The organism is Pseudomonas sp. CM27 (genome assembly GCF_013179515.1).
GTDB lineage: Bacteria > Pseudomonadota > Gammaproteobacteria > Pseudomonadales > Pseudomonadaceae > Aquipseudomonas.
Window position 1 is genome coordinate 1 of sequence record NZ_JABMCN010000195.1, and the last position, 11,586, is coordinate 11,586.

General features: G+C 63.2%; 14 protein-coding genes. All 14 read right to left on the reverse strand.

The features are described 5' to 3' along the window. Positions 1-1,714: FHIPEP family type III secretion protein (locus HP547_RS21230; protein WP_172287357.1), on the reverse strand; the 1,714-nt coding region annotated here is incomplete at its 3' end. Between the two features lie 121 nt (positions 1,715-1,835). After that, positions 1,836-2,978, reverse strand: coding sequence for a flagellar biosynthesis protein FlhB (gene flhB, locus HP547_RS21235; RefSeq protein ID WP_172231710.1), 1,143 nt, complete (start codon positions 2,976-2,978; stop codon positions 1,836-1,838). A 2-nt stretch (positions 2,979-2,980) separates the two neighbouring features. Next, positions 2,981-3,757: a flagellar biosynthetic protein FliR gene (fliR, locus tag HP547_RS21240; protein WP_172231713.1), complete on the reverse strand. Its 777-nt coding sequence runs from the start codon at positions 3,755-3,757 to the stop codon at positions 2,981-2,983. 7 nt (positions 3,758-3,764) lie between these two features. Then, positions 3,765-4,034 carry a flagellar biosynthesis protein FliQ gene (fliQ, locus tag HP547_RS21245; RefSeq protein ID WP_172232589.1) on the reverse strand — a complete coding sequence of 90 codons (270 nt, stop codon included), beginning with the start codon at positions 4,032-4,034 and terminating at the stop codon, positions 3,765-3,767. Positions 4,035-4,052: 18 nt separating this feature from the next. Beyond that, positions 4,053-4,808, reverse strand: coding sequence for a flagellar type III secretion system pore protein FliP (gene fliP / locus HP547_RS21250; protein WP_172287358.1), 756 nt, complete (start codon positions 4,806-4,808; stop codon positions 4,053-4,055). Next, on the reverse strand, positions 4,808-5,242 hold the full coding sequence (gene fliO / locus HP547_RS21255; RefSeq protein ID WP_172232584.1) for a flagellar biosynthetic protein FliO: 435 nt from the start codon (positions 5,240-5,242) through the stop codon (positions 4,808-4,810). Before fliO ends, fliP begins: the two co-directional genes overlap by 1 nt. A 12-nt stretch (positions 5,243-5,254) precedes the next feature. Beyond that, complete coding sequence (fliN, locus tag HP547_RS21260) at positions 5,255-5,722, reverse strand: flagellar motor switch protein FliN (protein WP_172232581.1); 468 nt, start codon at positions 5,720-5,722, stop codon at positions 5,255-5,257. A gap of 47 nt (positions 5,723-5,769) precedes the next feature. Beyond that, the gene (gene fliM / locus HP547_RS21265; RefSeq protein ID WP_172232578.1) at positions 5,770-6,738 is read right to left on the reverse strand and encodes a flagellar motor switch protein FliM; all 969 of its coding nucleotides are present in this window, start codon (positions 6,736-6,738) and stop codon (positions 5,770-5,772) included. Positions 6,739-6,747: 9 nt separating this feature from the next. After that, positions 6,748-7,245, reverse strand: a complete 498-nt coding sequence (fliL, locus tag HP547_RS21270; protein WP_172231641.1) for a flagellar basal body-associated protein FliL — start codon at positions 7,243-7,245, stop codon at positions 6,748-6,750. A 292-nt stretch (positions 7,246-7,537) separates the two neighbouring features. Further along, the gene (locus HP547_RS21275; RefSeq protein ID WP_172287359.1) at positions 7,538-8,788 is read right to left on the reverse strand and encodes a flagellar hook-length control protein FliK; all 1,251 of its coding nucleotides are present in this window, start codon (positions 8,786-8,788) and stop codon (positions 7,538-7,540) included. Positions 8,789-8,860: 72 nt separating this feature from the next. Further along, complete coding sequence (locus tag HP547_RS21280) at positions 8,861-9,208, reverse strand: Hpt domain-containing protein (protein WP_172231635.1); 348 nt, start codon at positions 9,206-9,208, stop codon at positions 8,861-8,863. A gap of 48 nt (positions 9,209-9,256) precedes the next feature. Continuing rightward, positions 9,257-10,948 (reverse strand): fused response regulator/phosphatase, encoded by a 1,692-nt coding sequence (locus HP547_RS21285; protein ID WP_172287360.1) that lies wholly within the window; start codon positions 10,946-10,948, stop codon positions 9,257-9,259. Positions 10,949-10,956: 8 nt separating this feature from the next. After that, positions 10,957-11,259, reverse strand: a complete 303-nt coding sequence (locus HP547_RS21290) for an STAS domain-containing protein (RefSeq protein ID WP_172287361.1) — start codon at positions 11,257-11,259, stop codon at positions 10,957-10,959. A 187-nt stretch (positions 11,260-11,446) separates the two neighbouring features. Beyond that, positions 11,447-11,586: flagellar FliJ family protein (locus HP547_RS21295; RefSeq protein ID WP_172287362.1), on the reverse strand; the 140-nt coding region annotated here is incomplete at its 5' end.

An 11,586-nucleotide genomic window follows, 5' to 3' on the forward strand; every position in this document is an offset into this window, starting at 1 on the left:
TCGCGATCGCTTCGGCAATGCTGCGGATATCGCGCACCGGCACCTGCTCCGACAGCAGGGCCTGCAGCACCTTCAGCAGGCCCGACAAGGAAATGACACCGGGCACCAGCTCTTCTGCAAGTTTAGGCGATGCCTTGGCCAGCACCTGCAGCAATTGCTGCACCTCTTCGTGGCCGATCAGCTCGTGGCAGTGCTTCTGCAGGATCTGGTTGAGGTGGGTAGCCACCACGGTACTGGCGTCAACCACGGTGTAGCCCAGCGACTGCGCCTGCGAGCGCTGGCCAACGTCGATCCACACCGCTTCCAGGCCGAATGCCGGGTCCCGCGCGGCAATACCGTTGAGCGTGCCGAATACCTGGCCCGGGTTGATGGCCAGTTCGCGGTCCGGGTAGATCTCGGCCTCGGCAAGGATCACCCCCATCAGGGTCAGGCGGTAGGCACTGGGCTGCAGGTCGAGGTTGTCGCGGATGTGCACCGTGGGCATCAGGAAGCCCAGGTCCTGGGACAGTTTCTTGCGCACCCCCTTGATCCGCGCCAGCAGCTGACCACCCTGGTTGCGGTCGACCAGGGGGATCAGCCGGTAACCGACCTCCAGGCCGATCATGTCGATCGGCGTGACATCGTCCCAGCCAAGCTCCTTGGTTTCCAGTGCACGTTGCGGCGAAGGCAGCAAGTCCTGCTGCTGCTGCGCCTCCTTGAGTGCCTGCAGCCTGGTCTTCTGCTGCTTCTTCCACACCAGGTAGGCGCCACCGCCCGCCAGCAGGCCAAGGCTGATGAAGGCGACGTGCGGCATGCCCGGCACCAGACCCATGACGATCATCAGCCCGGCGGAAACCGCCAGTGCCTTGGGCGAATCGAACATCTGCCGGTTGATCAGCTTGCCCATGTCCTCGGAGCCGGAGGCACGGGTAACCATGATCGCGGCAGCGGTGGACAGCAGCAGTGAAGGCAATTGCGCCACCAAACCGTCACCAATGGTCAGCAGGGCGTACACCTTGCCGGCCTCCGTGAAACTCATGCCGTGCTGCATCATGCCGATCAATATGCCGCCGATCAGGTTGATGAACAGGATCAACAGGCCGGCGATGGCGTCCCCGCGGACGAACTTGCTGGCACCGTCCATCGAACCGTAGAACTCGGCCTCCTGGGCCACCTCGGCACGGCGGTGCTTGGCCTGGGCCTGGTCGATCAGGCCGGCGTTGAGGTCGGCGTCGATAGCCATCTGCTTGCCGGGCATGGCGTCGAGGGTGAAACGCGCGCTCACCTCCGAGATACGCCCGGCGCCCTTGGTGACCACCACGAAGTTGATGATCATGAGGATGGCGAACACCACCGCACCAACGACATAATTACCGCCGATCACCACCTCGCCAAAGGCCTGGATCACCTTGCCGGCGGCGCCATGGCCTTCCTGGCCGTGCAGCATCACCACTCGGGTGGAGGCCACGTTCAGGGCCAGGCGCAGCAGCGTGGCCACCAGCAAGATGGTGGGGAATGCGGCGAAATCGAGCGGCCGCAGGGCGTACACGCAGACCAGCAGGACAACGATCGACAGGGCGATGTTGAAGGTGAAGAACACGTCGAGCAGGAACGGCGGTATCGGCAACATCATCATTGCCAACATCACCAGCAGCAACAGCGGCACACCCAGGTTGCCCCGGCCAAGACCGGCCAGGTTGTTACGGGCGTTGCTGATTAACTGAGTGCGATCCACCGCGAGTCCTCTTGATGCAAAACTTTGACGCCCAAGGGGCGTCTGCGGCTGGCTTTGCAAGAAGCTGTCCAACTTTGCTCGGCGGGGGATTTATATTGCCTGTCCCGGCCCTGACACAAGATCAACTGTCACGCCGCAAATCCGGCGGGATCGGCAGGTCGTCTTTCAACGGCTCCGGTCGCTTCCCTCTACCCGCCCGGTACTGGCGGATCTGGAACACATAGGCCAGCACCTGCGCCACCGCCAGGTACAACCCGGCGGGGATTTCCTGCTCGAGCTCGGTGGAGTAGTAGATCGCCCGCGCCAGCGCCGGCGACTCAAGAATCTGGATCTTGTGCTCGACAGCAATTTCGCGAATCTTCAAGGCCGTGAAATCGGCACCCTTGGCCAGCAGCAACGGCGCCGCCCCACCCTTCTCCGGGTCATACTGCAACGCCACCGCATAATGCGTCGGGTTGGTGATGATCACATCGGCTTGCGGCACCGCGGCCATCATGCGCCGCTGCGACATCTCGCGCTGCAGCTGGCGAATGCGCTGCTTGACCTCGGGCTTGCCCTCGCTGTCCTTGTACTCGTCGCGCACTTCCTGCTTGGTCATCTTCATTTTCTTGTGCGTCTGGTACAGCTGGAACGGCACGTCCGCCGCCGCAATCAGCAACAGCCCGGTCGCCATCCACAACGCACTCCAGCCCACCACCTGCAAGCTGTGAATGATCGCCTGCTCCAGCGGCTCGTTGGCAATCGACAGCAAGGCCTGGCGGTCGTTGGTCAGCACCACCACCGCCACTATCAGGATCACGAAGAACTTGGCCAGCGCCTTGAGCAGCTCGGTCAGGCTGTTCATCGAGAACATGCGCTTGATCCCCGACAGCGGGTTCATGCGACTGAATTTAGGTTGCAGCAGGCTGCCAGAAAACAGAAAACCGCCCAACGCGATAGGCGCCACGAAGGAGATCACAAACAACAGGATCAGGATTGGCTGTACCGCCCATATCGCCATCTTGCCCGATGCCAGAAGAAACGCCCCCATGGCCCGCTCGTCGACGATGATGTCGCGGGTCAGGCTGAAATTCATGCGCATCATCGCCAGCAGCGTCTCGGCCAGGTGGCCGCCGAACGCCAGCAGGCCACCGGCACCGGCCAGGGTCACTGCCACCGTGTTGAGCTCCTTGGAGCGGGCGATCTCGCCTTTCTCGCGGGCATCGCGCTTGCGCTTCTCGGTCGGGTCCTCTGTCTTGTCCTGGCCACTTTCGCTTTCTGCCATGCTCAGCGCGCCCTCGCCAGTTCACGCAGCCATTGCAGCGCTTCGCTGGCCAATGCCTGGTAGTGGGACAACACATCGGCCAGGCCGACCCAGAAGATGAACATACCCATGACCAGGGTCAGCGGAAAACCGATGGAGAAGATGTTCAGCTGCGGCGCCGCGCGGGTCATCACGCCAAATGCGATGTTCACCACCAGCAAGGCGGCGATCACCGGCAGGATCAGCAGCAGGCCGGCGGCGAACACCCAGCCCAGGCGCCCGGCCAGCTCCCAGAAGTGGTTGACCACCAGCGCATTGCCCACCGGCAAAGTAGTGAAGCTTTCGGTCAGTACCTCGAACACGACCAGGTGGCCGTTCATCAACAGGAACAGCACGCTCACCAGCATGGTCATGAACTGGCTGATGACCGCCACGTTGACGCCGTTGGCAGGGTCGACCATCGAGGCGAAGGCCATGCCCATCTGGATGGCAACGACCTGACCCGCGATCACGAACGCCTGAAACAGCAGCTGCAGCGAAAAACCGAGCAGCGCACCAACAATCACCTGCTCAGCGCACAGCAACATCCCGCGCAGGCTCAGCGGGTCGAATTCAGGCAGTGGCGGCAGCGCCGGCACGATCACCACGGTGATGGCCACCGCCACGTACAGGCGCACCCGCGCCGGCAACATGCGGGTGCCAAAGATCGGCATGGTCATCAGCACCGCCGTCACCCGGAATAACGGCAGGATGAACGTGGCGACCCAGGTGCCGATCTGCGCGTCTGTCAGCTCCAGCATCGCCGCGTCAACCGATCAGCTGCGGGATGTTGGTGTACAGGTTGGTGATGTACTCCATGAACTTCTGCACCAGCCAGGGCCCGGCGACGATCAACGTGACCAGCATTACCAGCAGCCGCGGCAGAAAGCTCAGGGTCTGTTCGTTGATCTGCGTGGCCGCCTGGAACATCGCCACAACCAGACCCACCAGCAGGCTTGGCACCACCAGCACGGCCACCATCAGGGTGGTCAGCCACAAGGCATCACGGAACAGGTCAACGGCAATTTCCGGGGTCATGCGCTCTCCTTGACGGCGTCAGACGCCGCCGAAACTGCTGGCCAGGGTGCCCATGATCAGCGCCCAGCCATCAACCAGCACAAACAGCATGATCTTGAACGGCAGCGAGATGATCAGCGGTGACAGCATCATCATGCCCATGGCCATCAGCACACTGGCGACCACCATGTCGATGATCAGGAACGGGATGAAGATCATGAAGCCGATCTGAAATGCGGTCTTCAGCTCCGAGGTGACGAACGCCGGCACCAGGATCGTCAGCGGCACCTGGTCAGGGCCGGCGATGTCGGTGCGCTTGGACAGGCGCATGAACAGGTCCAGGTCGCTTTGCCGGGTTTGTGCCAGCATGAAGTCCTTGAGCGGCCCCTGGGCCTTGTCGATGGCCTGCTGCGCGGTAAGCTGCTCGTTCAGGTAGGGCTGCAGGGCGTTCTGGTTCACCCGGTCGAACACTGGCGCCATGATGAACAGGGTCAGGAACAGTGCCATGCCGGTGAGGATCTGGTTGGACGGCGTCTGCTGCAGGCCCAGCGCCTGGCGCAAAATCGAGAACACGATGATGATGCGGGTGAAGCTGGTCATCAGGATGACGAACGCCGGGATGAAGCTGAGCGCCGTCATGATCAGCAGGATCTGCAGGCTGACCGAATACTCCTGCTGCCCGTCCGCACCATTGGACAGGGTAATGGCCGGGATCGACAGCGGGTCGGCGGCCAGGGCCAGCGGCGCCGCCAGCAGCAGCGCCATGGTCAACAACGTACGCAGCGCGCCACTCATCACTTCTTGTCCTTAGGGTCCTTGCCCATCAGCTCCATCAGTCGCTGGGCAAACTCGGGCGCCGCCTGGCGGCTGCCAACCGGCACTTGCACGGGCTCGGCCATGACATGCAGGGCCTCGATACTGCCGGGGGTATGGCCAATCAGGATCTGCTCGTTGCCCACCTGCACCAGCAACAGCCGGTCACGCGGGCCGATGGCGCGGCTGCCGACGATCTCGATCACCTGCCCGCCCTTTACCGCCGTGCTTTGCAGGCGCCGCAGCAGCCAGGCCAGAAAGAAGATCAGGCCCACCACCAACAGCAGGCCGAAGACCATCTGCGCCAGCTGCCCGCCCAGGCTGCCAGGCGCAGACGCCGGGGTCGCCGCAGGGGTGGCTGCGGCCAGACCGGCCTGGCTGGCAAGCAGCACCGCGGACGCCGCGATGGCGCGCATCGTGCCCTTCACTCAGCGCAGCTTCTTGATGCGTTCGCTGGGGCTGATCACGTCGGTCAGGCGGATGCCGAACTTTTCGTTGACCACGACCACTTCGCCATGGGCGATCAGCGTGCCGTTGACCAGCACGTCGAGTGGCTCGCCCGCCAGCCGGTCAAGCTCGATAACCGAGCCCTGGTTGAGCTGCAGCAGGTTGCGGATATTGATCTCGGTGCTGCCCACTTCCATGGAAATGTTCACCGGGATATCCAGGATCACGTCCAGGTTCGGGCCTTCCAGGCTGACGTTCTCGTTCGGCTTGGGCGAACTGGCGAACTCTTCCATCGGCAGGCGGCCCGGGCCACCCATACCGCCGGTGTCACCCCCCAGCAGCGCATCGATATCGGCCTGGCCGGCGGCACCGGTTTCTTCCAGCGCTGCGGCCCACTCATCGGCCAGTGCCTGGTCCTCTGCGGAGGTGATTTCGTTTTCGTTAGCCATGGTTTCCTCGACAGGCATTCAATTCGTTATGAGCGAGCGCTGCGCCGTCAGCGGCGCACGATCGGGTCGATGATCTGCAGGGCCAGGTTGCCCTTGTGCGAACCCAGCCGGGCCTTGAACGACGGCACGCCGTTGGCGCGCAGCACAAGATGCTCGGGCAGCTCCACCGGGATCACATCGCCAGGCTGCATGTGCAGGATGTCGCGCAACTTCAGCTGGCGCCGGGCGACCGTGGCGGTCACAGGCACGGCCACGTCCAGCACGTCCTCGCGCAGGGCCTTGACCCAGCGCTCGTCCTGGTCGTCGAGGTCGGACTGGAAGCCGGCATCGAGCATTTCCCGCACCGGCTCGATCATCGAGTACGGCATGGTCACGTGCAGGTCGCCGCCACCGCCGTCCAGCTCGATGTGGAAGGTCGATACCACCACCGCCTCGCTGGGGCCGACGATGTTGGCCATGGCCGGGTTGACCTCGGAGTTCATGTACTCGAAGGTGACCGGCATGATCGCCTGCCAGGCTTCCTTGAGGTCGACGAAGCACTGGTCCAGCACCATGCGCACTACCCGCAGTTCGGTCGGAGTGAATTCACGGCCTTCGATCTTGGCGTGACGGCCATCGCCACCGAAGAAGTTGTCTACCAGCTTGAACACCAGCTTGGCATCGAGGATGAACAGCGAGGTGCCACGCAACGGCTTGATCTTGACCAGGTTGAGGCTGGTGGGCACGTACAGCGAATGCACGTACTCGCCGAACTTCATCACCTGCACGCCGCCGACTGCCACGTCGGCCGAGCGGCGCAGCAGGTTGAACATGCTGATGCGGGTGTAGCGGGCAAAGCGCTCGTTGATCATTTCCAGGGTCGGCATGCGACCCCGCACGATACGGTCCTGGCTGGTCAGGTCGTAGCTTTTGATACTGCCGGGTTCCGATGCACTTTCGGTCTGCACCAGCCCGTCGTCGACGCCGTGCAACAGGGCATCGATTTCATCCTGGGACAGCAGGTCCTGTACGGCCATTGCGGACTCCTACTGCAATACGAAATTGGTGAACAGCAACTGGTCGATGACCGGTTTGCCGACTTCCTTCTGCGCCACTTCCTGAACCACGGCAGTGGCCTTCTGGCGCAGCATCTCCTGCCCGACCGGGCTGGCGGCAAGGGTGTCGAAGCCTTGGCCGGAGAACATCATCACCAGGTTGTTGCGGATCACCGGCATGTGCACCTTGAGGGCGTCCATGTCGGCCTGGTTACGCGCCTGCAGGGTGACGCTGAGCTGCATGTAGCGCTGCCGGCCGTTCTGGTTGAAATTGACCACGAAGGCCGGGGTCAGGGCTTCGTAGATGGCCACAGGCTTGACGTTGCTGGCTGCAGTTTCGGCGGCCGGGGCCGGCTCGCTCTTGTGCATGAAGAACCAGGTAGCGCCCACCGAAAGCCCGATCGCCAGCAAAAGGCCCACGACGGCCAGCAGGATCAGCTTGAGTTTGCCTTTAGTGGCGGGGTCTTTGACTGCTTCGCTTTTCGCCATGCCAATAATCCGTCGTCCATTGGGAGTTCAAGGGAGAATGGCTTGGCTTGAGCAAGTGTTATGCCAGATTTAGCAGAGGTGGACCAATTGCGCGTGAGCAGGCTCGGCCCTATCGCCGGCAAGCCAGCTCCTACAGGATCTCCGTAGGCCATGAACCTTGTGCAGTACCTGGGGAAGCAGGCTCGGCCCTATCGTTGGCAAGCCAGCTCCCACATGCTCCCCGCAGGTCTTGAGCCTTGTGCAGTACCTGTGGGAGCTGGCTTGCCGGCGATAGGGCCCGCCCATGTAAACATCAGGCGTAATAATCGACCGCACTGTCACCCACAACCACCTGCTGTTCCACAGGCCGGGCGCTGTCGACAACCTCACGACCCTGCTCCGCCTGCCGCGCCGCCACCCCCGACAGGTTGCTACCCTGCGCCTGCCCCTGCTGCTGTTGCTGCCCGCGCGACTGGTCAGCCACATTCACATCCGGCTGCGCCAGCCCCTGCTGGGCAAACAGCTCGCGCAAGCGGTGCACCTGGCTGTCGAGAGCGTCACGCACGCCAGCGTGGCCGCTGATGAAGGTGACCTGGGTGGCCTGGTCCGCCGCTACATTGACGCGAATGTCCAGGCGGCCCAGCTCTGCCGGCTCCAGCTGGATATCCGCCGACTTGAGGTTCTGGCTGGACAGGTACATGACCCGGTTGACCAAGCCTTCGGCCCACGCGTTCTGGTTCATCGGCAATGGCTGGTGCAACGGGCTGGCGCTGGCCGGCACGGCATTGGCGGTCTTGGCCGTGGCAGCCTGGGTCAGGCTCGCCAGGCGGTTGGCGAAATCGTCGACACGGGTATCGCTGCTGGCGCTCTTGGTGTCTTTCAGGCCATCTTCGAGCAAGGCACCGAAGGCCTTGTCACCCGATTCAGTGGATTCGCCTTCGCCGCCTTCGACCAGATTCGCCAAGGTATTGACGGCTGCCCGCCCTTCTTCACCCTGAGCCTGTGACGGGTCCAGAGCATGCGCCGAAGTGCCCCCCTTGGCCTGGGCACTGTGCTCCAGAGCCAGGCGCAGTGTAGGCAAATTGGCCAGGGGATCGGCGTCCGGGTCGAATGCTTCCTCGGCAGCCGCCTCCTCGGGTTGCGCGGCAGAGGCCTGCGCCGTAGCGGCCTGCAACACAGGCGCCACCGCCTCGGCCTGGGCCTGGATCAGCTGGCTGCCTGGCTGTGCGTCGGTTACCTGGCCGGCCACCAGGCTGGCATCGCGCAGCCCGGTATCGGCCTGGTCGTCTGCTGGCAACTTGTTGCCGTCATCGGCAACCGCGGTTTTGTCGGCGGGGTCTTTCTTGCCGCCCTGTGCAACCTCGGGCTTGTCCTTGGGCTTGGCCTGGGCGACCTTGTCGTCCTGGCCGCCGACCTTGTCGCGCCCCTGCCTGGCCATCACCTGGCCGAAGCCGTCGCCCTTGTCGCCCAGCGCCTGCAGCGGTTTGTCCATCTGCGCGGAGGCAGCACGCGAGGAATTGGCGATGGCGTTGGCTTGCAACAAAGGGTTGGGTGCGACAGGCATCGAGCGGTCTCCGCGCCAGAAACAAAAAGATCATCCGGCCAGAGACAGGCAAGACTCGCGCCAAGTCGAGTCTCAGCCCGCAGAAATGCGCTGGTGCTCGTCCTGGTAGAAGCGCTGCACCTCCAGAAATTCCTGGTCGATGCGATTGACAAGGTCCTCGATGCCATACAGCGGCGGCTGCCGGGCACGGTCTTCCAGCAGCTGGCACAGCGCGGCCAGCGCCACCGCACCCATGTTGCTGCTGCTGCCCTTGAAACTGTGCGCGGCGATGCCAAGCTCCTCGGCACTCTTGGCAGCGTGCAGCTGCGCAAGGCGCCGCTCGGAATCTTCGAGGAACGTCTGCACCAGCTGCAGGTAGCCCTCTTCCATGACATCACGCAGGTCGCTGAGCACCTTTTGGTCGATATGCATGTCAGTCACTTGTTCACTCCTTGATCAAGCCAGATTATGCCTGAGCCTGCCTGTGGCTCACCATACGAACTCGACGTGCGCACAGCGCCCGCCCTCACTCCAGCGCGCGTGGCTGGCCAGCCGCCGTACCAGGTGCAGGCCACGACCGCTCAGACCGTGCTCCTGCGAAGGCCGGGAAAGCACCCGCTGCACATCGAACCCCGCTCCACTGTCGCGAACCTGAATCATCAGACGCCCGCCATCGGCATGCGGTTCAACCTTGAAATCAATGCGTACAAAACCATCGGTCAGCGACCCCAGCCGCCGGGCGCGCTCCTGATAGTAGTCGGTAAAACCCTGCACATCGCGCTTGAGTTGCGAGTCCAGGCCCAGCACGCCATGCTCGAGGGCGTTGGCGTACAGCTCGCTGAGCACGCTGTGCAAGCTACCGGTACGGGCGCGCAACCCGTGGATTTCCTGCAGCAACTGCACCAGGTACGGCACCGGGTTGAAGCGCTTCAGGCTCTCGCCACGCACTTCGAAGCCCAGTGACCAGTCAAGCGGGCTGGAGCGACCACTGTCAGCGTAAATCGTCGGCGCCGGCACCCGCTCATCGGCGCTGAACATGCGGATGTCGCACAAGCTGATGTCGTCGCGCGGATGCCCGCCAAAGTCCTCCAGGGCCTGCATCAGTTGGTCGAACAGCTGCGCCGGGTCACGGTTGTCGGCAAGCACCGCACGCAGCCGCTGCACGCCGAACAGGCGGTCATCGTTGTCGGCGGTATCGAGCACGCCGTCCGACAGCAACAGCAGGCGCTCGCCGGGCGCCAGCGGCAGTACCTCGGTGCTGTCATCGAACCGCTCGGCCGTCAGAATGCCCAGTGGCAGATGCCGCGAACTCAACGCCGACAACACCTCGCCGCTCGCCGACAGGCGATAGCCATCGGGCATGCCGCCGTTCCACACCTCTACCGTACCGCGCTGCATGCTGAGGTTGAGCAGCACTGCACAACAAAACATGTCGACCGGCAGGATGCGCTTGAGCTTGGCGTTCATCTCGCGGAGCATCTGCGCCATACCGTAGCCCTTGGCGGTCATGCCGTAGAACACCTCGGCCAGCGGCATGGCGCCCACCGCCGCAGGCAGGCCGTGGCCGGTGAAATCCCCGAGAAGCACACGCATTTCGCCGGCCGGGGTGAAAGCCGCCAGCATGAGGTCACCGTTGAACAGCGCAAAAGGTGATTGCAGGTAGCGAATGTTCGGCGCAGACAGGCAGCCGGAGTGGGCCACCTTGTCAAACACCGCCTTCGCCACACGCTGCTCGTTGAGCAGGTGGTGATGGTGCCGGGTAATCTGGTCGCGCTGCTGCAGCACGGTGGCCTGCAACCGGCGCAGGCGGTCCATGGCGCGGATCTTGGCGCCGAGGATCACCGCACTGTAGGGCTTGGCCATGAAGTCGTCACCGCCCGCCTCCAGGCAGCGCACCAGGCCCTCCTCTTCATTGAGCGAGGTCAGGAAAATGATCGGCACCAGCGCCTCGCCAGCCAGGGCCTTGATCTGCCGCGCTGCCTCGAAGCCGTCCATCACCGGCATCAGCGCATCAAGCAGCACCAGCTGCGGGCGCCGTTCGACGAACAGCGCCACTGCCTGCTCGCCGTTTTCTGCGGTAAATACCTGATGGCCCTGACGGCGAACGATCTGCGCCAGCAGCAGGCGGTCGGCGGCACCGTCTTCGGCAACCAGCACGGTCAACGCCTGTTCGGCCGGCATGTCGGCGCTCAACTGATATCGAAGAGTTTTTCGAAATTGGAAATGGCGAGGATCTTGCGCACGTCGGAGTTGGTATGCACCACACGCACATCCGAGTCATCGCCGCCCACATGGTCGCGCAGCATCAGCAGCATGCCGAGTGCGGAACTGTCGATGTAGGTGGCGTCGCTGAGGTCGACGACCACCGAATCTGGCTTGCTGATGCGTTCGTAAGCCTTGCGAAATTCCTGGTGTTTGCCGAAGTCGAAGCGCCCTTTGATCTTGATCGTCAGTTTTTTCCCGTCCGGCGAAATATCCGTATCGACTGCCATGCTAGCGATTCCTTCGATGATGGCGAATGCAACTCCATTAAGGTTTAGCAGGCCGCTGCAGGTGTAGCAAGGTCATACCTGTACCGGCCCTATCGCCGGCAAGCCAGCTCCCACAGGTGCGGCGCAAGGCCTGAGCCCTGCGCAATTCCTGTGGGAGCTGGCTTGCCGGCGATAGGGCCGGTACAGGCTAAAGGTGATTCTGCCGCGGCAGGCGCTGGGAAAGCTCGTCCAGCAAGCGCTGCTCGCGCTTGTCTTCGGCGCGCCGGGCCTCGTCCATATAGCGCTGCACCAGTTTGCGCAAACCTTCCACCCGGGCATAGGCCTGCT

Bases quoted from the DNA above. Each gene is read 5' to 3' on its own strand.
- HP547_RS21275 (WP_172287359.1), bottom strand. From the start codon at position 8,788: ATGCCTGTCGCACCCAACCCTTTGTTGCAAGCCAACGCCATCGCCAAT.
- HP547_RS21290 (WP_172287361.1), bottom strand. From the start codon at position 11,259: ATGGCAGTCGATACGGATATTTCGCCGGACGGGAAAAAACTGACGATC.
- fliN (WP_172232581.1), bottom strand. From the start codon at position 5,722: ATGGCTAACGAAAACGAAATCACCTCCGCAGAGGACCAGGCACTGGCC.
- fliL (WP_172231641.1), bottom strand. From the start codon at position 7,245: ATGGCGAAAAGCGAAGCAGTCAAAGACCCCGCCACTAAAGGCAAACTC.
- fliM (WP_172232578.1), bottom strand. From the start codon at position 6,738: ATGGCCGTACAGGACCTGCTGTCCCAGGATGAAATCGATGCCCTGTTG.
- fliP (WP_172287358.1), bottom strand. From the start codon at position 4,808: ATGAGTGGCGCGCTGCGTACGTTGTTGACCATGGCGCTGCTGCTGGCG.
- flhB (WP_172231710.1), bottom strand. From the start codon at position 2,978: ATGGCAGAAAGCGAAAGTGGCCAGGACAAGACAGAGGACCCGACCGAG.
- HP547_RS21285 (WP_172287360.1), bottom strand. From the start codon at position 10,948: ATGCCGGCCGAACAGGCGTTGACCGTGCTGGTTGCCGAAGACGGTGCC.
- fliO (WP_172232584.1), bottom strand. From the start codon at position 5,242: ATGCGCGCCATCGCGGCGTCCGCGGTGCTGCTTGCCAGCCAGGCCGGT.
- fliQ (WP_172232589.1), bottom strand. From the start codon at position 4,034: ATGACCCCGGAAATTGCCGTTGACCTGTTCCGTGATGCCTTGTGGCTG.
- fliR (WP_172231713.1), bottom strand. From the start codon at position 3,757: ATGCTGGAGCTGACAGACGCGCAGATCGGCACCTGGGTCGCCACGTTC.